The following is a 21038-nucleotide window of genomic DNA, read 5'->3' on the forward strand; positions in this document are numbered from 1 at the left end:
GGAGTGGGGGTAGGCGTGGGGGTGGGAGTCACGGCCTGGGTGGTGATGGAGGCGGTAAAGGTGTCGTTGTCCCAGCCCACATCGGCGCCCAGGGCCTCCGAGACGAAGCGGAGGGGAACCATGGTGCTCTCCAGGCCGTTGTACTTCACCGCGCCGGCGGGGACGCCGCCGGGCAGGTCGGTGGTCACACCGTTGATGGTGGCCTTGGAGGAGCCCAGCGTGAGGACGATGGTGTCGCTGTCCTTGAGGACGATGACCTGCCGGGTCTCCGCCACCCAGAGCACCTCCGCATCCAGTGCCTCGGACACCAGCCGGACCGGCACCAGGGTACGCCCGTCGCCGTTCACATACTGGATGAGAGCGGGGACGCCGTCGGGGACCAGGTCCTCACCGTTGAGGGTGAGGAGCACCCGGTCGGTGGTGGTTTCGCCGGAGTAGGCGCCGGTGGTCTCGTTGTAAAAGCGGACCGAGAGGGTCCCGGCGGGGCCGGCGGCCTGAGCGGTGACGGCCAGGGCGCTGAAGAGAGCAAACAGGAGGAAGAGGAAGAGGCAGGTACGTTTCATGGCAGGGCTCCTTTGGTTCTTGAGAATGGGAATCGACCTTATTTTACCCTACCCCCGGGCTTTCGTCAACCGAACGGCGCAAAAATAGTTAACATAAATTTAGCACGCAAAAGGCCTCAAAACGAAAGAGTTGACAAGGGGACTTGCGTTTGGCGGCACAAATTGGTACAATAAACAAGAAATAACCTGCTGCTGCGGCAAGACCACGCGGAGTGTCATGCTCCGCTGATAGTATGGAGGTATCCGACCTATGATCCAGATCCAGCGCTCCGGCGCTTACTACAAGGACGGCGCGTTCCTCTCCACGGAGGCGGGGGCGGCCGCCGGGCTCCCCGCTCCGGAGGAGGCCAAGTCCGGCACCATGGCCTACGGCATCCTGAAGGCCCACAACACCCTGGACGGCATGGACCGCCTGGCCATCCGCTTTGACGCCATGGCCTCCCACGACATCACCTACGTGGGCATCATCCAGACCGCCCGGGCCTCCGGCCTGAAGGAGTTCCCGCTGCCCTACGTGCTCACCAACTGCCACAACTCCCTGTGCGCCGTGGGCGGCACCATCAACGAGGACGACCATGTGTTCGGCCTCTCGGCGGCCAAGAAGTACGGCGGCGAGTTCGTCCCCGCCCACCAGGCGGTCATCCACTCCTACATGCGTGAGCGGTACGCCGCCCCGGGGAAGATGATCCTGGGCTCCGACTCCCACACCCGCTACGGCGCCTACGGCACCATGGCCATCGGCGAGGGCGGCCCCGAGCTGGCCCGGCAGCTGCTGTGCAAGACCTACGACATCGCCTACCCCAAGGTGATCGCCATTTACCTCACTGGCGCGCCCCGCCCCGGCGTGGGCCCCCAGGACGTGGCCCTGGCCCTCATCGGCGCCACCTTCAAGGAGGGCGTGGTGAAGAACTCCGTCATGGAGTTCTTCGGCCCCGGCGTGGCCAATCTCTCCATGGACTACCGCTCCGGCATCGACGTCATGACCACCGAGACGGCCTGCCTCTCCTCCGTGTGGTCCACCGACGAGTACACCAAGGCCCACCTGACCGCTCTGGGCCGCGGAGACCAGTACAAGGCTCAGGCTCCCGCCGACGGCGCTTACTATGACGGCGTGGTGGAGGTGGACCTCTCCACCGTGGAGCCCATGATCGCTCTGCCGTTCCACCCCTCCAACGCCTACACCATCAAGGAGTTCAAGGCCAACATGGCTGACCTTCTCCACCAAGTGGACGTGGACGCGGCGGAGCAGCTGGGCGTGAAGAACGCCGCTCCTCTCGCCAATAAGATCGTGGACGGGCAGTTCCATGTGGACCAGGGCGTCATCGCCGGCTGCTCCGGCGGCATCTATCAGAACCTGGTCCGGGCCGCCGAGATCCTGAAGGGCCAGCCCATCGGATCCGACGCCTTCTGGCTGTCCTGTTACCCCGGCTCCATGCCCATCAACCTGGAGCTGACCAAGAAGGGCTACATCGCCTCCCTGATGGCCGCCGGCGCGTCCATCCGCTCCTGCTTCTGCGGACCCTGCTTCGGCGCGGGTGACGTGCCCGCCAACGGGGCCTTCTCCATCCGCCACTCCACCCGCAACTTCCCCAACCGGGAGGGGAGCAAGCCTGGCGACAACCAGATCTCCTACGTGGCCCTCATGGACGCCCGGAGCATCGCCGCCACCGCCCTCAACCACGGCGTCCTCACCGCCGCCGACGAGCTGCCCGACGTGCCCGCCGACCGGCCCGAGGAGAACTGGGCCTATGACGATTCGGCCTACAAGGCCCGGGTCTACTTCGGCGCGGGCAAGCCCCAGCCGGACACCGAGCTGGTCTACGGTCCCAACATCGCCGACTGGCCGGAGCAGATCGCCCTGCCCGAGAACCTGCTCCTCACTGCAGCCGCGGCCATCTACGACCCCGTCACCACCACCGACGAGCTGATCCCCTCCGGTGAGACCTCGTCCTACCGCTCCAACCCCCTGCGCCTGAGCGAGTTCGCCCTGTCCCGGAAGGACCCCCAGTACGTGCCCCGTGCCAAGGCCGTCCTGGCTGAGGAGAAGAAGCGCCGCGCCGGGGAGGGGACCGAGGCCCTGATGGGCCACGACCCCAAGACCACGGGTCTCGGCTCCTTCGTCATGGCCCTGAAGCCCGGCGACGGCTCCGCCCGGGAGCAGGCCGCCTCCTGCCAGCGGGTGCTGGGCGGCTGCGCCAACGTGTGTGCCGAGTTTGCCACCAAGCGCTACCGCTCCAACGTGGTCAACTGGGGCATGCTGCCCTTCCAGGCCGCTGACGTGAAGGACTGGAACATCCAGCCCGGCGACCAGCTGTACATCCCCGGCGTCCGCGCCGCCCTGGAGCGGGGGGACGAGTCCATCCCCGCCACCCTCATCCAGAACGGGGAGGAGAAGAACGTCACCCTCACTCTGCCCGGCATCACCAAGGAAGAGCGGGACATTATCCTGGCCGGATGCCTCATCAATTACTACGCGAAATAAGATGGCCCGCTCTTCCACCGCCGTGAGTACGGCGTACCAAGCGTTTTGACCTGGGGTCAAAACCTTGATGCCGGGCGAATTCATTTCGCCCGAGCAGATGAAAGAAGAAGGGGCCCCCACAGGGCCGGCCCTGTGGGGAAGCAGAGAGAGACATTATTTTGGCCGGGTGTCTCATCAACTATTACGCCAAGTAAGCATAGACTGAACCGATTCGGGTAAAAAGGAGGAAGCAAGCATGAAACAACTTGTCATCACCATCAGCCGCCAGTACGGTTCCGGCGGGCGCATCATCGCCCGGCGTCTCTCGGAGGAGCTGGGTGTGCCCTTTTATGACAAGGAGATCATTCAGAAGGTGTCGGAGCAGACCGGCCTGACGGAGCACTACATCCGCCAGACGGAGGCCCGCCCCACCGGGAGCTTCCTGTTTGACCTGTATAATATGACCCAGACCATGCCGCTGCCCGACCAGGTGTTTGTGGCCCAGGCCAAGTACATCCAGGACGTGACCAAGCAGCCCTGCGTCATCGTGGGCCGGTGCGCGGACTATGTGCTGGACGAGCACCGCTGCTGCCTGCGGGTCTTTGTCCAGGCTCCGCTGGAGCAGCGGGTGCGCCGCGCCCGGGAGGAGTACCAGGTGGAGGCTCCCCACATGGAGAGCTTTGTCAAGCAGCAGGACCGCTATCGCGCCTCCTATTACAGCCACTTTGTGGGCCGTAAATGGGGCGATATGGGCAATTATGATCTGTGCATCAACAGCCGTATCGGCATTGAACAGGCCGTGGCCGCCATCAAGGCCGCGGCGCTGGCCATGGACGGCTGACGGGGCGTGCTGTCCCGACGCCGGGCGCGCCGCCACCCAGACCGGGACGGCGCGCCCGGCGTCGTGTTCCCGGCTGGAAAAAGGGCGCTTTTTTCATTGTGTATTGTGTCGGGGTATGCTATAATGAACGATACATGCATATTTTGCTATGTCGGAACAAACCGTTTTGCAGAGGTGCGAAAATATGAAGATCGTTGTTTTGGCCGGCGGGCTGAGCACGGAGCGGAATGTCTCCTTCTCCACCGGCGCCATGGTGTGTGAGGCCCTGCGCCGTCAGGGCCACGACGCAGTGGTGGTGGACCTGTTCCTGGGCCTGGAGGCGTATCCCCATCCGGTCGAGGACCTGTTCCGTCTGCCGCCGCCCCTGCCCGACCCCAACAGCAAGGAGCAGGAGCCGGATCTGGCGGCGGTGCGCGCCGCCCGAAAGGATCAGAGCCGGAGCCTGTTCGGGCCGGGCGTGCTGGAGGCCTGCCGTATGGCGGACCTGGTGTTCATCGCCCTGCACGGGGCCAATGGAGAGGATGGACGGCTCCAGGCAGCCTTCGATATGCTGGGCATCCCCTACACCGGCTCGGGCTATCTGGGCAGCGCCATCGCCATGGATAAGTGCTTCACCAAGGCCGTGCTGGCCGGGACTGGGGTACTCACCCCCAAGTGGCAGACCGTCCGCCTGACCGAGGAGCGCATGGCCGCGCTGGAGGCGGAGGAGCCCGCCCCCTGTGTGGTGAAGGTGCCCAACGGCGGCTCGTCGGTGGGCGTGTACCTGTGCCACACCGGCGCGGAGCTGCACCAGGCGCTCACCGCCTGTGTTGGCGTCACCGATCAGGTGCTGGTGGAGCAGTTCGTGGAGGGCCGGGACTTCTCCTGCGGCGTGCTGGAGGGGGAGAGCTTACCCCCCATCGAGATCATCCCCAACGTGGGCTTCTACGACTACAAGAACAAGTACCTGGCCGGCGCGTCCCGGGAGATCTGCCCGGCGGACATCGACGGGGAGTCCGACGCCAAGATGCGCGCCGCCGCCCGTCGGGTCCACGAGCTGCTGGGCCTGGTGGCCTACTCCCGCAGCGACTTCATCCTGGACAAAGAGGGCAATGTGTGGTTCCTGGAGGTCAACACCCTGCCGGGCATGACTGCCACCAGCCTGCTGCCCCAGGAGGCCGCCGCCGTGGGCGTGGATTACGACACCCTGTGTCAGAGGATCGTGGACGCCTCGCTGGCGGCCCGGAATCAGGGGAAATAACAAAGGAGAGAGTTGCTGCATGGAGCCGATGACCATACGCGAGATCCTGGACGTGGTGGGAGGCCGGATGCTGGGCGAGTTTGACGACCTGGACCGGACCATCGCCCGGGTGGAGACCGACAGCCGCACCATCCATGAGGGGTCTCTGTTCGTGCCCCTGTCCGGGGAGCGCTTTGACGGCCACGCCTATATCAATTCCGCCCTGGAGGGGGGCGCCGCCGGGTGCTTCACCCAGCGGGAGCGGGAGAGCTATCTGCCCGGCAAGTTCTATATCAAGGTGCCCAACACCACCCGGGCCCTGCGGGACCTGGCCAAGCACTACAAGAACAAATTCCACATTCCGGTGGTAGCCATCACCGGCTCGGTGGGCAAGACCACCACCAAGGACATGGTGGCCGCCGTGCTGGGGGAGAAGTACAAGGTCCTCAAGACCGAGGGGAACCTGAACAACGACATCGGCGTGCCTATGACGCTGCTGCGGCTGAACCATGAATATGAGATCGCCGTGCTGGAGCTGGGCATGAACCACGCCGGGGAGATCGACTACCTCTCCGACATCGTGGAGCCCGACGTGGCCCTCATCACCAACGTGGGCGACTCCCACATCGAGTTTTTCGGCTCCCGGGAGAAGATCCTGGATGCCAAGAGCGAGATCTTCCACCACGCCAAGGAGCACTGCCTGGCCATCCTCAACGGGGATGACCCGCTGGTGCGCACCCTGGACCAGCTGCCCTTTACCACAGTGTGGTGCGGCATGGGGGAGGGGAACGACTACCGGGCCACCGGCGTCCACAGCGACGGCGGTAGCCACATGCTCTGTGAGGCCAAGACGCCCCGCATGACCTGTTCTCTGGAGATCCCTGCCATGGGCGAGCACATGGTGTACCCCACCCTGATGGCCCTGGCGGTGGGCGAGCACTTCGGGCTCACCGAGCAGGAGATGGTGGACGGTGTGCTCCACTTCGCCCCCACCAAGATGCGCATGAACATCCTCCACCGGGGGAACGGCATCACCATTCTCAACGACACCTACAACGCCAACCCCCAGTCCATGCGGGCGGCAGTGGAGGTGCTGGCCAGCACCAAGGCTCAGCATAAGGTTGCGGTGCTGGGCGACATGTTCGAGCTGGGCCCCCTGGCCCCGGTGCTCCACGCCGGCGTGGGCGAGTACCTGGGCAAGGCCGGCATCCACTGCCTGGTGGCGGTGGGCGAGCTGGCCCGGCACATTGCAGAGGCCGCCCGTCAGAGCGGCGTGGAGACGGTGTACGACTGCCCGGATAAGGAGTCGGCCCGCCCGGTGCTGGAGCAGGTGATCGGGCCCAACACCACGGTGCTGGTGAAGGCCTCCCGGGGCATGGCCTTTGAAGAGCTGGTGGAGTACCTGAAGAGTATCACCACCGAGGCGTAAGCACAAAAAGCCGCGGATGCCCCCCGGGGCCCGCGGCTTTTTTCACGCAGCGGCCAGACCAACAAACAGGAGAAGAGACATGATCGATATCGCAGTATCCGGCCTGGTGAAGGAATTCGAGGTCGGCACAAAGATCCTGGACGGTCTCACCTTTCAGATCGACCAGGGGGAGCGGGTGGGCCTGCTGGGCCGCAACGGCGCGGGCAAGACCACCTTCTTAAAAATCCTCACCGGCGAGCTGGACTACGACGAGGGCGAGGTGGTGGTGGCCCCGGGCAAGACCATGGGCCTCATCTCCCAGATCCCGGTCTATCCGCCGGAGTACACGGTGGACGACGTGCTGCGCACCGCCTTTGAGCGGTTGAGGCGCATGGAGGAGGAGATGGGGGAGCTCACCGAGCGCATGGCCCACGACAGCGACCCGGCCATCCTCCGCCGGTACGACCAGCTCTCCGCCGCCTTCGAGGCGGGGGGAGGCTACGACACCGAGACGGAACTCAGCAAGGTCTGTAACGGCCTTCTCATTTCCCAGGACATGCGCAAGCAGGCCTTTTCCTCCCTCTCCGGCGGAGAAAAGACCCGGGTGAACCTGGGCCGCCTCATTCTGGAGAACACCGACATCCTGCTGCTGGACGAGCCCACCAACCACCTGGACCTGCGGGCCACCGAGTGGCTGGAGGACTACCTGGACAAGTTCAAGGGCACCGTGCTGGCCATCTCCCACGACCGCTGGTTCCTGGACCGGGTGGTCCAGCGGGTCATCGAGATTCAGGACGGCAAGGCGGAGTTCTATGCGGGCAATTACAGCTTCTACGCCGAGGAGAAGGAGCGCCGCTACGCCGAGCGTCTCAAGCAGTACGAGAAGGAGCAGGCCAAGATCGCCCAGCTGGAGAAGTCGGCCGAGCAGCTGCGCATCTGGGCCTATTCCGGCATGGACAAGACCTTCAAGCGGGCCCAGTCCATGGAAAAGCGCATCGAGCGCCTGCGCAAGACCGAGAAGCCCAAGAAGGAGCGCAAGCTGGAGCTGCGCTTCGGAGAGAGAGACTTTCAGGGCGACGAGGTGCTGCTCATCAAGGACCTGGAGAAGGGCTTCGACGGGCGCACCCTCTTCCACGACGTGGACCTGCTCATTGAGGGCGGGGAGCGCATCGCCCTCCTGGGGGACAACGGCACCGGCAAGTCCACCTTCCTCAAACTGCTCCTGGACGAGGAGCTGCCCGACGGGGGCAAGATCCGCTTCGGTCCCACGGTGAAGATCGGGTATCTGCCCCAGATCATCCACTTCGACCACCCGGAGCGCAATCTGGTGGATACCATGCTCTACGACCAGAACTGCACCACCCAGGAGGCCCGGGACCGTCTGGCCGCCTTCAACTTCCGGGGAGAGGACGTATTCAAGCCGGTGTCCGCCCTGTCCGGCGGCGAGCAGAGCCGCCTGCGGCTGTGCATGCTCATGGACAGCAAGATCAACCTCCTCATCCTGGACGAGCCCACCAACCACCTGGACATCGCCTCCCGGGAGTGGATCGAAGAGGCGGTCACCGACTACGAGGGGACCCTTCTCTTCGTGTCCCACGACCGCTACTTCATCAACCAGTTTGCCAGCCGCATCTGGATGATTGAAAACGGCCAGATCACTGACTTCCGGGGAACCTTTGAGGCCTTCCGGGCCTGGCAGGAGCGCCAGAAGCAGCTGGAGCAGGCCAATAAGCCCGCTGCTCCCACCAAGGCGCCCAAGACGGAGGCCCAGGCCAAACCGGCCAAGCGCACCGGCGGCACCAAGATGCTGGAAAAGCAGGTGACCGCCGCCGAGCGGGCGGTGGCCAAGGCTGAGGAGCGGCTGGAGGCCCTGGATGCGGCCATGGTGGAGGCCGCCACCGACTACGTGCGCCTCCAGGAGCTGGGGACCGAGAAGGCTGCCCTGGAGGAGGAGCTGGCCGGGCTCTACGAGCAGTGGGAGACCCTCTCCGCCGCGCTGGAAGAGGCGGGAGGCACCCTGTGAGCCGGGCCTATACCCCCTACGGAGGGAAGAAGAAGCACCGCTGGCTCCGGGTGCTGCTGGTCCTCCTTCTGCTGGGCGCTCTGTGCTTCGGGGGGCTCTTTGGGGCGGTGCTCTACGGCTCCTACGACCACATCCAGGGGAATCCCCAGGTCATGGTGATCCTGGGCTGTCAGGTGAAGCCCTGGGGGCCGTCGATCCTCCTCCAGGACCGGCTGGACAAGGCCCTCTCCTATCTGGAGGAACACCCGGACCTGACCATTGTGGTGTCCGGCGGGCAGGGCCCCGACGAGCACATCAGCGAGGCCCAGTGTATGTACGACTACCTCACCGACCACGGCGTGGACGGGGAACAGATTTTGATGGAGGACCAGTCCTCCAATACCGTGGAGAACCTGCGCAACTCGGCGGCGCTGCTGGCCGAGGAGGGGTATGACACGTCAGAGGGCGTGGTGGTGGTCTCCAACGGCTTCCACCTGACCCGGGTGCGGATGCTGTGGGGCCGGGTGTGGGATGGCGACGCGCCTCTCTCCACCCTGGCCGCCCCCAGCTCCCACGTGCCCTCCCGGCTGAAAATGTACCTGCGGGAGCCGCTGGCACTGGTGAAATCCTTTCTCTTTGACAGGTGATACGATGGAAATGCTGGATAAACTGAAGGAGCTGGACCTGCGCGCCCAGGCGCTGGAGGCCCAGCTCAGCGCGCCAGAGACCTACAACGACCCGGCGCTGGTGACCCGTCTGAACCGGGAACAGCGGGAGCTGGAGCCGGTGGTCACCGCCTACCGGAACCTGGAGCGCCGGAAGGCCGACCTGACTGGGGCCGAGGAACTGATGGGCGACCCGGAGCTGGCCGACATGGCCAAGGAGGAGTACGCCCAGGCCAAGAAGGACATCGAGGCCCTGGAGCAGGAGCTGAAGATCCTCCTCCTGCCCAAGGACCCCAACGACGGCAAGAACGTCATCGTGGAGATCCGCGCCGGCGTGGGCGGGGAGGAGGCGGCGCTGTTTGCCCACTCCCTCCACCGGATGTACTCCATGTACGCCGAGAGCAAGGGCTGGAAGGTGGACCTGGTCAGCCTCAGCGAGACCGAGCTGGGGGGCGTAAAGGAGCTCTCCATGGTCATCGAGGGGGACGGGGTCTACTCCCGCCTGAAATTCGAGAGCGGCGTCCACCGGGTGCAGCGGGTGCCCGAGACCGAGAGCGGCGGGCGCATCCACACCTCCACCGCCACCGTGGCGGTGCTCCCCGAGATGGAAGAGGTGGACGTGCAGCTGAACCCCGCCGACATCGAGATGCAGGTGTTCCGCTCCTCCGGCGCGGGCGGCCAGCACGTCAACAAGACCTCCTCCGCCGTCCGCCTCATCCACAAGCCCACCGGCACCGTGGTGGAGTGCCAGCAGGAGCGCAGCCAGTTCCAGAACCGGGACAAGGCCATGCGTATCCTGGCCTCCAAGCTCTACGAGGCGGAGCAGGAGCGGGTCAACAGCGAATTTGAGAACCAGCGCCGCAGCCAGGTGGGCTCCGGCATGCGCAACGAGCGCATCCGCACCTACAACTTCCCCCAGGGCCGGGTCACCGACCACCGCATCGGCCTGACGCTCTACAAGATCGAGGCCATTATGGACGGCGACCTGGACGAGCTCATCGACTCTCTGGTCACCGCCAACCAGGCGGAGCGGCTCAAGGCCGGGGAAGAGGCGTAAGGTAAATTCCCTTTACAGAAATTAACCCAAGAAACGAGGTTTTAACCATGGAACTGTGCATCCATTTTGACACCCTTCCGGAGGGCCTGGACCTGCTGGGCCTGCGTACCGAGCTGGCCGACGTGCTGGAAGAGGACGGCTGGCTCACCGGTTCCGGCCCCAACTTCCTGGAGCTGGAGCTGGAGGACGAGCGGGTGAATCCCAAATACGGCATCCTGGCGGTGAAAAACTACCTCCAGCAGCGCAAATTTGCCCCCGAGACCACCATTGAGCTGGCGGGCACCCCGGTGGGCATTTACGAGTGATCCGGAAAGCCAGGTGAACACACTGTGAAGACAAAACGCTTTACAGCAGATCAGGTGGAAGAGGCGGCCGAGATCCTGAAAAACGGCGGGCTTCTGGGCATCCCCACTGAGACGGTGTACGGCCTGGGGGCCAACGGTCTGGACGCGGCGGCGGTAGGCCACATCTTCGAGGCCAAGGGCCGCCCCCAGGACAACCCCCTCATCCTCCACATCCCCTCAGCCCTCTGGCTGGAGCGCTACTGCGACCACATCCCCGCCGCGGCCTACGCCCTGGCCCGGCGGTTCTGGCCGGGCCCCCTCACCATGATCCTGGAGCACAAGGACATCGTGCCCGACGCGGTGACGGCGGGCCTTGCCACGGTGGGTATGCGCTGCCCGTCCCACCCGGTGTGCCGGGCCATCATTCAGGCGGCGGACCTGCCGGTGGCCGCCCCGTCGGGGAACACCTCCGGCCGGCCCAGCCCCACTAACATGGCCGACATGCTGGAGGACATGGACGGGAAGATCGACGGAATCGTGGACGGCGGCCCCTGCTCGGTGGGGGTGGAGTCCACCATCATCGACCTGACGGTCACGCCCCCCCGGCTGCTGCGGCCCGGCGGAGTGACGCTGGAGGAGCTGCGGGAGGTTCTGGGGGAAGTGGCGGTGGACGAGGCCGTCACCCGTCTGATGGCGGCGGGGGAGCACCCCCGGGCCCCCGGCATGAAATACCGTCACTACGCCCCCAAGGCCCCGGTCACCGTGGTGCGGGGCGCGCCGGAGCAGAGCGCCCGCTACATCCGGGAGCACCTGGAGGAGGGAGACGGGGTCATCTGCTTCGCGGAGTTCCTGCCCCTCTTTGAGGGCTATCCCACCGAATCCATGGGTCCGGCGTCCGACCAGGCCGAGCAGGCCCGGCGGGTGTTCGACGCCTTGCGGTACTTTGACGGCACTGACGTACAGCGCATCTGGGCCCAGGGCCCCGACCCCACAGGCATCGGCCTGGCGGTGTCCAACCGGCTGAACAAAGCGGCGGGCTTCCACATCGTGGAGGTCTGAGCCCGCGAGGAGGGAGAAGCATGGCGATCCTGTTGGTCTGTGTGGCTGTGGTGGTGCTCGTGGCGCTGGATCTCACCAAGCGCATCGAGTTGGGGCACCCGGTGTGGGTGCTCCTCACCGCGGCGGGCTATTTCTGCTCGGTGCTGTGGACGGCGGCTCTGGCCTTTCTGGCGCTGGCGCAGGCGGTGTCGGGGGCCAACTCTCTGCTGGCCTGGGGCCAGGCGGCCCTGGCGGCTCTGCCGGGGACCCTGTTTGGCCTCTATGTGCTCATCAAGGCCAATTTCTTCCCACTGGCCCGCCATCCCGGGGCCTCCCGGGCCCAGAAAGCCGCGCGCCTTCTGGATGACGGCCTGTTTTTGGGCCTTCCGCTCCAGCTTCTGCTGGTGGGCGGCTATGGATACGCGGCGCTGAGCCTTCACGGGGCCTTTCAGGGCCCGCTGTGGATGCTGCCCTTTTACCCTCTGGTGCTGGCGGTCCTCTGGCCCATGCTGCACCTGGTGTTTCATGTGGCCATCGTGGCCATAGTTCTGGACCCCCTGATCCTGCTGGCGGCCTTCCTCATCGGCGTGCTGTGGACCGTACAGGAGATCTTTCTGCTCCACGGTCTGATCCGGGGGTGTCTTGTGACCAAGAAAAGCCCCGGCATGTTGGTCCTCCATATCCTGCTGGGCCTGGTGCCGGTGGTGAATCTGATCCTGGCTCTGCGCCTGCGCTGGAAGCTGCGGGCAGCGGCGCGGGAGGAGGCATTTGTATGAAGCTCATCGGGATCACCGGCCCCACTGGGGCGGGTAAGACCACGGCGCTGCGGGCGCTGGAGGTGCTGGGCGCCCACATCATTGACGCCGATCAGGTGTACCACCGCCTGCTGGAGGAGAGCGAGGCGCTGAAAGCGGCCCTGGTGGGGCGCTTTGGCCCCGGCATTCTGGACCAGACAGGCGCGGTGGACCGGAAGGCGCTGGGCAGCGCGGTGTTCGGCAACGGCCGGGACCTGGAGGACCTGAACGCCATCACCCATCGGTTCATCCTCTCGGACATCCAGCGCCAGCGGGCTGCGGCCCGGGCGGAGGGCTGCCCCGCCGTGGCGGTGGACGCCATTTCCCTCATCGAGAGCGGCCTGGGGGAGGAGTGCGACACCGTGGTGGCGGTGCTGGCCCCGCTGGAGACCCGCATCCAGCGCATCATGGCCCGGGAGGGCATTTCCGAGGACTACGCCCGCCGCCGGGCCATGGCCCAGAAGGGGGACGACTTTTTCCGGGCCCACGCCGACCATGTGCTGGAAAACGGCCCCGGAGAGGACCGGGGACAGTTCGCGGCCCGGGCGCTGGTGTTGTTCCGCTCGATCCTGGCGGAGTGAATTTTCTCCTTGTGGCTGGAAAAAATCCATACCCTGTGGTATGATAAAGGGCAGATCATCCTCCGGATACGGACCCCGTATCCGGGAGCCTAAGATAAGGAGGTCCCTTTTATGGAAGATAAAGTGAAAACCCCGGGCGAGCTGCGCCGCGAGGCGCTGTGCTACGCACCGAAGAACGGATACGACCGCCTGTCCCAGGAGGACGAGGCGGCCATGCAGGACTACTGCGAGCACTACAAGCATTTCCTGGACGTTGGCAAGACCGAGCGGGAGTGCGTGGACGAGGCCATTCGTCAGGCCGAGGAGCACGGCTTCCGTCCTCTGGAGCGGGGCATGGAGCTCAAGCCCGGCGATAAGGTCTACCGCTCCAACCGGGGCAAGGGCCTGATGCTGGCCGTCATCGGCAAGAAGTCTCTGGCCGAGGGCGTCAACATCGGCGCGGCCCACATCGACTCCCCCCGCCTGGACCTGAAGCCCAATCCGCTGTACGAGGACAGCGAGATGGCGTTCCTCAAGACCCACTACTACGGCGGCATCCGCAAGTACCAGTGGGTGACCATCCCCCTGGAGCTGCGGGGCGTGGTGGCCCTGAAGGACGGCAGCGTGGTGAAGGTGTCCGTGGGCGGCGGCGAGAACGACCCCATGTTCACCGTGGACGACCTGCTGCCCCACCTGGGCGTGGAGCAGTCCAAGAAGCCCCTCAGTGAGGCCATCCCCGCCGAGAGCCTGAACATCCTGGTGGGCAGCCGTCCCTTCAAGGACGACGAGGGCTCTGACCGGGTGAAGCTGGCGGTGCTGGATTTGCTGAACCAGAAGTACGGCATCGTGGAGGAGGACTTCATCTCCGCCGAGCTGGAGGCCGTGCCCGCCTTCCGCGCCTGTGATATTGGCTTTGACCGCTCTCTCATTGGCTCCTACGGCCACGACGACCGGGTGTGCGCCTATGCGGAATTCGCCGCTCTGCTGGAGATTGAGGTCCCCACCCGCACCGCCGTGTGCATCCTGGCCGACAAGGAGGAGATCGGCTCCGAGGGCGTGTCCGGCATGCAGTCGGCGGCCTTCGACACCTTCATGTCCGACCTGTGCGACGCCCAGAAGGTGCCCCTGAAGGCCTGCTATGAGAAGTCCTTCTGCCTGTCCGCCGACGTGACGGCGGCCTATGACCCCAACTTCCCCGACGTGTACGAGAAGCGCAACAGCGCCCGGGTGAACTACGGCATGGGTCTGTCCAAGTACACCGGCGCCCGGGGCAAGTCCGGCTCCTCCGACGCCTCGGCTGAGGTGGTGGCCTACGTCCGCCGTGTGCTGGACGAGGGCGGCGTGTTCTGGCAGATGGCGGAGCTTGGCAAGGTGGACGCCGGCGGCGGCGGCACCGTGGCCTGCTATATGGCCAACCGGGACATCGACACCATCGACGCGGGCGTGCCGGTGCTGTCCATGCACGCCCCCTTCGAGACGGTGGCCAAGCTGGACTGCTATATGACCTACAAGGGCATGAAGGCCATCTATCTGGCCGAGTAAGCCAACGAACCAACGGGGAGCGCCGCGGAATCTCCGCGGCGCTCCCTTTTTGAGCGGGAGGGACCCATATGACAGAGCGTATCTATGACCGGGACAGCCATCAAAAGACCTTTCAGGCCGCCGTGCTCCGGTGCGAGGCGGTAGGGGAGGGGTGGCGCGTTGCCCTGGACCGGACCTGCTTTTTCCCCGAGGGCGGCGGACAGTTCGGCGACCGGGGCACCCTGACCCCGGCGGGGGGAGCCCCCATCCCGGTGACCGACACCCAGGAGGAGGGGGACCTGGTCTGGCATAATGTGACGGCCCCCATCCCGGCGGGGACTGAAGTAACGGGAGAGCTGGACTGGGCCCTCCGCTTCGCCCGGATGCAGTGCCACTCGGGGGAGCACATCGTCTCCGGCCTCTTCCACGCCCGGGACGGGGTGGACAACGTGGGCTTCCACCTGGGGGACGAGGAGGTCATCCTGGACCTGAGCGGCCCGGTGAGCTGGGAGGAGGTCCAGGAGGTGGAACGCCTGGCCAATGAGGCGGTGTCCATGGACCTGCCGGTCTCCTGCGAATATCCCCCGGAGGAGGAGCTGAAAACCCTCACCTACCGCAGCAAGCTGGACCTCACGGAGCATGTGCGCATCGTCACCATCCCCGGATACGACGTGTGCGCCTGCTGCGCGCCCCACGTGAACCGCACCGGCGAGATCGGCCTTATCCACTTCCTCTCCAGCCAGAACTGGAAGGGAGGCGTCCGCCTGCGCATGCTCTGCGGCAGCCGGGCTGTGGCCGATGTGATGGCAAAGCAGAACAGCGTGGCGGCCATCTCGGCTCGGCTTTCGGCCCACCAGAGCCAGGTGGCCCAGGCGGTGGAGCGGCAGAGCGGAGAGCTGGAGGCGGTGAAGCAGGAAAATGCCCGCCTGGGCAAGCTGGCCGCCCAGGCGCTGGCGGAGACCCTCCCGGCGGGGGAGGAGGCCCTGTGCTTCGCGGAACTCCCCACCCCGGCCCTCCGGGCCCTGGTGAATGCCGCAGTGGAGAAGGGCGTGCCCCTCTGCGCCGCCTTCGCCCCGGAGGGAGAGCGTTTTGCCTACATCCTGGGCGCCGGAGAAGGGCTGGACCTGCGCCCGCTGGTCAAGGAAATGAACGCCGCTCTGAGCGGACGGGGCGGCGGCTCGGCGGCCATGGTGCAGGGGAGCGTGGCCGCATCCCGGCAGGACATAGAGGCCTGGTGGGCGGCGCGCAAAACCGTGAACAAATCGTAAAGGTTGAGCATATCCCGGTTTAGCACTTGAAATTCCAGGCATTTTCCGGTATAATGCTTCGGTATGTATGCGAAACTAAGTTCGCAAGCAATTATGACGAGAGGACTGAAGATCAAAATGAGCGCATCCAGAGAAAAGAAGCAGCGCCAGAGTGATCCGGTGGGCGGCCTGACGCAGAAGCAGATTCAGGACCGCAAGGAGGCCCAGATCAAGAAACGCAACATGACGATCTATACGATCATCGGCGTGATCGTGGCCGTGCTTGTGGTGGCCCTGCTGGTGTGGCACTCCGGCTTTTTCCAGAGCCGTACCACTGCCATGACGGTGGACGGACGGAACTACACCCCCGGTGAGGTATCCTACTACTACAACAGCGTCAAGCAGCAGAACGCCTATTATCTGGCGATGATGGGCATGTACGACACCTCCAAGTCCGCCCAGGAGCAGTACTATGACGAAGAGGCGGGCACCACTTATTACGACTACTTCATGGATACCGCCAAGAGCCAGATGATCCAGGTGAAGACTCTGGCCGACGCCGCCAAGGAGGAGGGCATGACCCTCTCCGAGGATAGCCAGGCCAGTGTGGAGAGCTCCATCGAGAGCTACAAGTCTCAGGCTACCCAGTCCGGCTATCCCAGCCTGAACTCCTTCCTGAAGGCCTATTTCGGTCAGTATATGGACCAGAAGGTCCTCCGCTCCTGCCTGGAGGAGAGCTATCTGGCTCAGCAGTACTACCAGGCTCACTCCGACTCCCTGACCTACGACGACAGCGCGCTCCAGAGCTACTATGAGGAGAACAAGGACAGCCTGGACACCTTCGACTACCGGTCCATCTACTTCTCCGGCGCTGCCGCCAGCACCACCGATGAGGACGGCAACACCGTGGAGGCTACCGAGGAGGAGAAGACCGCCGCCATGGACGCCGCCAAGGAGAAGGCTGACGCCCTCCTGGCCCAGGTGCAGGGCGGTGAGAGCTTCGACAACGCCGCCAACGACGCCCTGGCCGACGACAGCAACCTGACCTATGACGGCCAGCAGAGCGTCGTGGGCAGCAGCCTCAACAGCGCCATCAAGACCTGGCTCACCGACGCCGCCCGCCAGCCCGGCGATGTGGATGTGGTGGAGTCCGAGGGCAACGGCTACTATGTGGTCCAGTTCGATGGCCGCGCTCTGGATGAGGAGTCCATCGGCCAGGCCGATGTGCGCCACATCCTGGTGAAGGCCGAGGTGGCTGAGGACGCCGAGGAACCCACCGATGAGGCCATGGAGGCCGCCAAGGAGAAGGCTCAGTCCATCCTGGACGAGTTCGAGGCCGGCGATAAGACCGCCGCTTCCTTCGGCGTGCTGGCCAACGAGTACTCTGAGGACCCCGGCTCCAACACCACCGGCGGCCTCTATGAGGACGTGACCCGGAACAGCAGCTTCTTCACCGGCTTCCTGGACTGGATCTTCGCCGACGGCCGCAAGGCCGGCGACACCGGTCTGGTGGAGAACACCCAGGAGGACCAGTGGGGTTGGCATGTGATGTACCTGGACACTGTGGACCAGGTGCAGTGGAAGTACACCGCTGAGAACGCCCTGCGCAGCAGCGACATGAGCGCCTGGGTGGAGGAGATGACCAGCGGCATCGAGGCCGTGGACGGCAGCGGTCTGAAGTACGTGGAGTAATTCCGCGACCAATCGCAATCGAACAGGGGGGCGGGGCAGTGGCCCCGTCCCCCTTGCCTTTTGGGAGGTATCAAGCGTATGGATGAACAATTTGCCCGTGCCGCCATGTTGCTGGGGGCGGAGGGAATGGAGAAGCTGTGGCACAGCCATGTGGCGGTCTTTGGACTGGGGGGCGTGGGCAGCTGGTGCGCCGAGGCTCTGGCCCGGTCGGGCGTGGGGGCCCTCACCCTCATTGACCACGACGACGTGGGGCTCACCAATCTGAATCGCCAGGCGGAGGCCCTCCACTCCACCCTGGGCCAGCCCAAGGCGGAGGCCATGGCCGCCCGTATCCGGGACATCAGCCCCAAGTGCGCCGTGACGCCGGTGGTGGCCAAATACGACGCCGAGCACCGGGACGAGATCTTTTCCCCCGACTGGGACTATATCGTGGACGCCATTGATCTGGTGTCCTGCAAGCTGGACCTCATCGAGACGGCCCGGAGCCGGGGTATCCCGATGATCTCGGCCCTAGGCACGGGGAACAAGCTGGACCCCACCCTGTTCCGCATCAGCTCCATCGCGGAGACTGAGGGCTGTCCGTTGGCCCGGGTCATGCGCAAGGAGCTGCGCAAGCGGGGCATCACCGACCACCGGGTGATTTGGTCCCCGGAGTTGCCCGCCGCCACCGGGGACAGCGGGGAGGCCCCCCCGCCGGGCCGTCGCTCCATCCCCGCCAGCGTGGTGTGGGTGCCCGCCTGTGCGGGCCTGATGATGGCGGGCGATGTGATCCGTACCCTGACGGGAAAATAAGGTATAAAAACATCCCTCCATTGGCATCCTAAGACCAATGGAGGGATGTGCTATGTCTGAGCAAAAATCCTGGCTCCGGCCCGCCCTGGCCGGAGCGGCGGCGGGGCTGGTGAACGGCCTGTTCGGTGGGGGAGGGGGGATGGTGCTGGTGCCCCTGCTGGCGGGGTACTGCCATCTGGAGGAGCGCAAGGCCTTCGCCACGTCGGTGGCCATTATCCTGCCCCTGTGCGTCCTCTCGGCGGTGCTGTACGCCCTCCGGGGAGCGCTGGATGTGGTGCAGGCCCTTCCGTATCTGGCGGGAGGACTGATCGGCGGCTTTCTGGGCGGCCGGTTTTTCAAGGGCGTCAAGCTGGTGTGGCTGCGCCGGGGGTTCGGGCTTCTGCTGCTGTACGGCGGCATCCGGGCTCTGCTGCGGTGATGGGCTGGCTCATGGCCCTGGCGGTGGGGGCGGCCACCGGCGTGCTCTCCGCCTTCGGGGTGGGGGGTGGAAGTCTCCTGCTGGTCTACCTCACAGCCTTCGCGGGTGTGGAGCAGACAACGGCCCAGGGGATCAATCTTCTCTATTTTCTCCCCGCCGCCGCTATGGCCCTCCCGGCCCACTGGAAAAACGGTTACCTGGACTGGAAAGCCGCCCGGCCGGCCATCGCGGCGGGCTTACTATCTGCGGCACTGGGGGCCTGGGTGGCCACCGGAGTGGATGTGGCCCTCCTGCGGAAGGGGTTCGGGGTGTTCCTCCTTGCCGTGGGGTGTAAGGAATTGTTTTCCCGGTCCTGAACCGGGGAACGCGCCTACTCGGCGGGAGCCCCATTTCTTTTTGCGAAAAGAAATGGGGGAAAGAAAAGGCGGAGAGGGGAACTTCTCGTTCCCCTCTCCACTCCCCTCCAAAAGGGCGGCCTTTTAGGGGGGCGCCCCAAGCAGCAGGGTACAACGCTTTCCGGATAGGCAGTAAGCCCGGAATTGGCCACGCCAGGGTGAGGAAATCCCTCCGCAGCCGGATGGAGACCGGGGTGCGCCTTGGGGGAGTCCAGAGGGGGTATCCCCCCTCTGGGCTTTCTTTCCCACCGCTTTCTTTGCAAAGAAAGCGGTGCCCTGTCCGGGCAGGACGCCCGTCCGGCGAGGACAAACCCTCCGGGCCCCCGGAATAGAACAGCACTTACCCTCTGACTTTTTTAAAGGTGAGATACCCCTCCAGGATAAGGGTAGCGGCCACAGCGTCCACGTTCTTCTTATGCTGCTTCATCTTCTTGCCGCTGGCGTGGAGGATGTTGTGGGCCTCCACGGTGGTGCGCCGCTCGTCCCAGAGAACAGGGGAGAGGCCGGTGGCGGCCTCCACCTGCCCGGCGAACTCCTTATAAAGGGCCGCCCGGGGCCCCTCGGTGCCGTCCATGTTCCGGGGGAAGCCCATCACCATCTCCTCCACACCGTGCTGGGCGATGAGCTTCCGGATCTCTTCCACCACCACGTCGCTCTTCCGGCTGTGGATGACCGTGGTAAAACCGGCCAGCAGGCCGGTGGCGTCGGAAATGGCGATGCCGGTACGGGCATCGCCGTAGTCGATGGCCATAATGCGCATAATACTGTTCCTCCTCTGCGATGCTCCTATTATCCGGTGGTACAGAGGGAAAGTCAATCTTTTTTTAAAAAGCGCTTGACATTCCCGTTCCGCCGTGCTATGCTAAACCCACCTATGAAAAAGGGCTTACTTTTCGTGCGCGTTTTACGGTGTGACGGGCATGGAACCCTTCCCCCAACGAGGACATAGGGAGGCAGACATGCCGAGTCCGCACCGTGACGATAGGGCGCATTGCGCCCGCGTCGCTGGATTCGGCCGCGGCTGTGTCCGGCGTTTTTTTATGTCCAGGACATGGCCAACTATTGAAGGAGGTGCCGAACACATGGCAAAGGCTGGTTCCCGGGTGAAGATCACCCTGCGCTGCTCTGAGTGCAAGCAGCGGAACTACAACACCAACAAGAACAAGAAGAATACGCCTGACCGTCTGGAGCTGAACAAGTACTGCCCCTTCTGCAGGAAGCATACCGTTCACAACGAGACCAAGTAATGAACGCAGGTAGCGTAAGAAAGAAGGGTGTACTGAATGCCTGAGAACGAGAAACTCGAGCAGACCACCGCTAAGGCGGCCAAGAAGGACAAGAAGTCCAAGCCCGGGTTCTTCGCCCGCAGCGGTAAGTGGCTGCGGGAAATGAAGGCCGAGCTGAAGAAGGTTCAGTGGCCCACCAAGAAGCAGACATTTAACAACACCGTGGTCGTCATTGTTTGCTGTATCGTTGTGGGCATCTGCATCTGGGCGTTTGACTGGCTGGCCCAGTCCGTTATCGGCGCTCTGCTGGACCTGTTCCAGTAAGGAGCGAGCCATGGCGGAGAATGCGATGTGGTATGTCGCGCACACCTATTCCGGCTATGAGAATACCGTGGCCAGCTCCATCGAGAAGGCTGTGGAGAACCGGAACATGCGCGACCTCATCCATGAGGTGAACATCCCCATGGAGACCGTGACCGAGCTCACGGAGAACGGTCCCAAGACCGTGGAGCGCAAGACCTACCCCGGCTACGTGCTGGTAAAGATGATCATGACCGACGAGACCTGGCATCTGGTGCGCAACGTGCGCGGTGTGACCGGGTTCGTGGGCACCGACAAACCCATTCCCCTCACCGATGCGGAAGTGGCCGCCATGGGTGTGGAGAAGAAGGAAGTCGTGGTTGGCTACGAGGTCGGTGACAGCGTGAAGATCACGGAGGGCGCACTGGAGTCCTTCCTGGGCGTCGTCGAAGAGATCGACCTGGAGCGGAGCAAGGTCCGCGTGGTGGTCGAGATGTTCGGCCGCGAGACTCCCGTCGAGCTGGAGCTCGACCAGGTGGAGCCGGTCGAATGAGC

At 64.6% G+C, this 21038-nt stretch carries 22 protein-coding genes; 20 read left to right on the top strand and 2 right to left on the bottom strand.

Annotated features, from left to right (window positions below):
• On the bottom strand, window positions 1–563 hold a 563-nt coding region (locus B5G43_RS14675), incomplete at its 3' end, for a copper amine oxidase N-terminal domain-containing protein (RefSeq protein ID WP_143382883.1).
• A 250-nt stretch (window positions 564–813) separates the two neighbouring features.
• Here B5G43_RS14675 and B5G43_RS14680 point away from each other — a divergent pair.
• From B5G43_RS14680 to B5G43_RS14760, 17 genes are all read left to right on the top strand, one after another.
• Window positions 814–3045 carry a hydratase gene (locus B5G43_RS14680; RefSeq protein ID WP_087262668.1) on the top strand — a complete coding sequence of 744 codons (2232 nt, stop codon included), beginning with the start codon at window positions 814–816 and terminating at the stop codon, window positions 3043–3045.
• 235 nt (window positions 3046–3280) lie between these two features.
• A complete protein-coding gene (locus B5G43_RS14685; protein ID WP_087262670.1) occupies window positions 3281–3865 on the top strand; it encodes a cytidylate kinase-like family protein in 585 nt (194 codons plus the stop codon).
• 184 nt (window positions 3866–4049) lie between these two features.
• Window positions 4050–5105: a D-alanine--D-alanine ligase gene (locus B5G43_RS14690; RefSeq protein ID WP_087262672.1), complete on the top strand. Its 1056-nt coding sequence runs from the start codon at window positions 4050–4052 to the stop codon at window positions 5103–5105.
• Window positions 5106–5124: 19 nt separating this feature from the next.
• On the top strand, window positions 5125–6513 hold the full coding sequence (gene murF / locus B5G43_RS14695; protein WP_087262674.1) for a UDP-N-acetylmuramoyl-tripeptide--D-alanyl-D-alanine ligase: 1389 nt from the start codon (window positions 5125–5127) through the stop codon (window positions 6511–6513).
• Window positions 6514–6592: 79 nt separating this feature from the next.
• A complete protein-coding gene (gene abc-f, locus B5G43_RS14700; protein ID WP_087262676.1) occupies window positions 6593–8515 on the top strand; it encodes a ribosomal protection-like ABC-F family protein in 1923 nt (640 codons plus the stop codon).
• Window positions 8512–9141: a YdcF family protein gene (locus B5G43_RS14705; protein WP_087262678.1), complete on the top strand. Its 630-nt coding sequence runs from the start codon at window positions 8512–8514 to the stop codon at window positions 9139–9141. Before abc-f ends, B5G43_RS14705 begins: the two co-directional genes overlap by 4 nt.
• A gap of 10 nt (window positions 9142–9151) precedes the next feature.
• The gene (prfA, locus tag B5G43_RS14710; RefSeq protein WP_087262680.1) at window positions 9152–10216 is read left to right on the top strand and encodes a peptide chain release factor 1; all 1065 of its coding nucleotides are present in this window, start codon (window positions 9152–9154) and stop codon (window positions 10214–10216) included.
• A 47-nt stretch (window positions 10217–10263) separates the two neighbouring features.
• Complete coding sequence (locus tag B5G43_RS14715) at window positions 10264–10521, top strand: hypothetical protein (protein WP_087262682.1); 258 nt, start codon at window positions 10264–10266, stop codon at window positions 10519–10521.
• 24 nt (window positions 10522–10545) lie between these two features.
• Window positions 10546–11559 (top strand): L-threonylcarbamoyladenylate synthase, encoded by a 1014-nt coding sequence (locus tag B5G43_RS14720; RefSeq protein WP_087262684.1) that lies wholly within the window; start codon window positions 10546–10548, stop codon window positions 11557–11559.
• A gap of 20 nt (window positions 11560–11579) precedes the next feature.
• A complete protein-coding gene (locus B5G43_RS14725; RefSeq protein WP_087262686.1) occupies window positions 11580–12314 on the top strand; it encodes a hypothetical protein in 735 nt (244 codons plus the stop codon).
• Window positions 12311–12913, top strand: a complete 603-nt coding sequence (coaE, locus tag B5G43_RS14730; RefSeq protein WP_087262688.1) for a dephospho-CoA kinase — start codon at window positions 12311–12313, stop codon at window positions 12911–12913. Before B5G43_RS14725 ends, coaE begins: the two co-directional genes overlap by 4 nt.
• Window positions 12914–13024: 111 nt before the next feature.
• Window positions 13025–14434, top strand: coding sequence for an aminopeptidase (locus B5G43_RS14735; protein ID WP_087262690.1), 1410 nt, complete (start codon window positions 13025–13027; stop codon window positions 14432–14434).
• A 68-nt stretch (window positions 14435–14502) separates the two neighbouring features.
• The gene (locus tag B5G43_RS14740) at window positions 14503–15681 is read left to right on the top strand and encodes an alanyl-tRNA editing protein (protein WP_087262692.1); all 1179 of its coding nucleotides are present in this window, start codon (window positions 14503–14505) and stop codon (window positions 15679–15681) included.
• Window positions 15682–15798: 117 nt separating this feature from the next.
• Window positions 15799–17352 carry a peptidylprolyl isomerase gene (locus B5G43_RS14745; RefSeq protein ID WP_087262694.1) on the top strand — a complete coding sequence of 518 codons (1554 nt, stop codon included), beginning with the start codon at window positions 15799–15801 and terminating at the stop codon, window positions 17350–17352.
• A 78-nt stretch (window positions 17353–17430) separates the two neighbouring features.
• Window positions 17431–18144 (top strand): tRNA threonylcarbamoyladenosine dehydratase, encoded by a 714-nt coding sequence (locus B5G43_RS14750; protein ID WP_087262696.1) that lies wholly within the window; start codon window positions 17431–17433, stop codon window positions 18142–18144.
• Window positions 18145–18196: 52 nt separating this feature from the next.
• Window positions 18197–18562, top strand: coding sequence for a TSUP family transporter (locus tag B5G43_RS14755; RefSeq protein WP_087262698.1), 366 nt, complete (start codon window positions 18197–18199; stop codon window positions 18560–18562).
• Window positions 18562–18918, top strand: coding sequence for a sulfite exporter TauE/SafE family protein (locus B5G43_RS14760; protein ID WP_087262700.1), 357 nt, complete (start codon window positions 18562–18564; stop codon window positions 18916–18918). Before B5G43_RS14755 ends, B5G43_RS14760 begins: the two co-directional genes overlap by 1 nt.
• Before the next feature lie 379 nt (window positions 18919–19297).
• Here the strand turns inward: B5G43_RS14760 and ruvX are convergent, their stop codons facing one another.
• Window positions 19298–19717 carry a Holliday junction resolvase RuvX gene (gene ruvX / locus B5G43_RS14765; RefSeq protein ID WP_087262702.1) on the bottom strand — a complete coding sequence of 140 codons (420 nt, stop codon included), beginning with the start codon at window positions 19715–19717 and terminating at the stop codon, window positions 19298–19300.
• A 322-nt stretch (window positions 19718–20039) separates the two neighbouring features.
• Here ruvX and rpmG point away from each other — a divergent pair, with 322 nt between their 5' ends.
• The 3 genes from rpmG to nusG are packed head-to-tail and all read left to right on the top strand — an operon-like array spanning window position 20040 to window position 21036.
• The gene (rpmG, locus tag B5G43_RS14770) at window positions 20040–20204 is read left to right on the top strand and encodes a 50S ribosomal protein L33 (protein WP_087262704.1); all 165 of its coding nucleotides are present in this window, start codon (window positions 20040–20042) and stop codon (window positions 20202–20204) included.
• Between the two features lie 36 nt (window positions 20205–20240).
• Complete coding sequence (gene secE / locus B5G43_RS14775) at window positions 20241–20507, top strand: preprotein translocase subunit SecE (protein WP_087262706.1); 267 nt, start codon at window positions 20241–20243, stop codon at window positions 20505–20507.
• 10 nt (window positions 20508–20517) lie between these two features.
• On the top strand, window positions 20518–21036 hold the full coding sequence (gene nusG / locus B5G43_RS14780; protein WP_087262708.1) for a transcription termination/antitermination protein NusG: 519 nt from the start codon (window positions 20518–20520) through the stop codon (window positions 21034–21036).
• Window positions 21037–21038 lie beyond the last annotated feature (2 nt).

It is taken from the genome of Flavonifractor sp. An92 (assembly GCF_002159175.1).
GTDB lineage: Bacteria > Bacillota > Clostridia > Oscillospirales > Oscillospiraceae > Pseudoflavonifractor_A.

Bases quoted from the DNA above. Each gene is read 5' to 3' on its own strand.
- B5G43_RS14680 (WP_087262668.1), top strand. From the start codon at position 814: ATGATCCAGATCCAGCGCTCCGGCGCTTACTACAAGGACGGCGCGTTC.
- B5G43_RS14685 (WP_087262670.1), top strand. From the start codon at position 3,281: ATGAAACAACTTGTCATCACCATCAGCCGCCAGTACGGTTCCGGCGGG.
- B5G43_RS14690 (WP_087262672.1), top strand. From the start codon at position 4,050: ATGAAGATCGTTGTTTTGGCCGGCGGGCTGAGCACGGAGCGGAATGTC.
- murF (WP_087262674.1), top strand. From the start codon at position 5,125: ATGGAGCCGATGACCATACGCGAGATCCTGGACGTGGTGGGAGGCCGG.
- abc-f (WP_087262676.1), top strand. From the start codon at position 6,593: ATGATCGATATCGCAGTATCCGGCCTGGTGAAGGAATTCGAGGTCGGC.
- prfA (WP_087262680.1), top strand. From the start codon at position 9,152: ATGCTGGATAAACTGAAGGAGCTGGACCTGCGCGCCCAGGCGCTGGAG.
- B5G43_RS14715 (WP_087262682.1), top strand. From the start codon at position 10,264: ATGGAACTGTGCATCCATTTTGACACCCTTCCGGAGGGCCTGGACCTG.
- B5G43_RS14725 (WP_087262686.1), top strand. From the start codon at position 11,580: ATGGCGATCCTGTTGGTCTGTGTGGCTGTGGTGGTGCTCGTGGCGCTG.
- coaE (WP_087262688.1), top strand. From the start codon at position 12,311: ATGAAGCTCATCGGGATCACCGGCCCCACTGGGGCGGGTAAGACCACG.
- B5G43_RS14735 (WP_087262690.1), top strand. From the start codon at position 13,025: ATGGAAGATAAAGTGAAAACCCCGGGCGAGCTGCGCCGCGAGGCGCTG.
- B5G43_RS14740 (WP_087262692.1), top strand. From the start codon at position 14,503: ATGACAGAGCGTATCTATGACCGGGACAGCCATCAAAAGACCTTTCAG.
- B5G43_RS14745 (WP_087262694.1), top strand. From the start codon at position 15,799: ATGAGCGCATCCAGAGAAAAGAAGCAGCGCCAGAGTGATCCGGTGGGC.
- B5G43_RS14750 (WP_087262696.1), top strand. From the start codon at position 17,431: ATGGATGAACAATTTGCCCGTGCCGCCATGTTGCTGGGGGCGGAGGGA.
- B5G43_RS14755 (WP_087262698.1), top strand. From the start codon at position 18,197: ATGTCTGAGCAAAAATCCTGGCTCCGGCCCGCCCTGGCCGGAGCGGCG.
- B5G43_RS14760 (WP_087262700.1), top strand. From the start codon at position 18,562: ATGGGCTGGCTCATGGCCCTGGCGGTGGGGGCGGCCACCGGCGTGCTC.
- ruvX (WP_087262702.1), bottom strand. From the start codon at position 19,717: ATGCGCATTATGGCCATCGACTACGGCGATGCCCGTACCGGCATCGCC.
- rpmG (WP_087262704.1), top strand. From the start codon at position 20,040: ATGGCAAAGGCTGGTTCCCGGGTGAAGATCACCCTGCGCTGCTCTGAG.
- secE (WP_087262706.1), top strand. From the start codon at position 20,241: ATGCCTGAGAACGAGAAACTCGAGCAGACCACCGCTAAGGCGGCCAAG.
- nusG (WP_087262708.1), top strand. From the start codon at position 20,518: ATGGCGGAGAATGCGATGTGGTATGTCGCGCACACCTATTCCGGCTAT.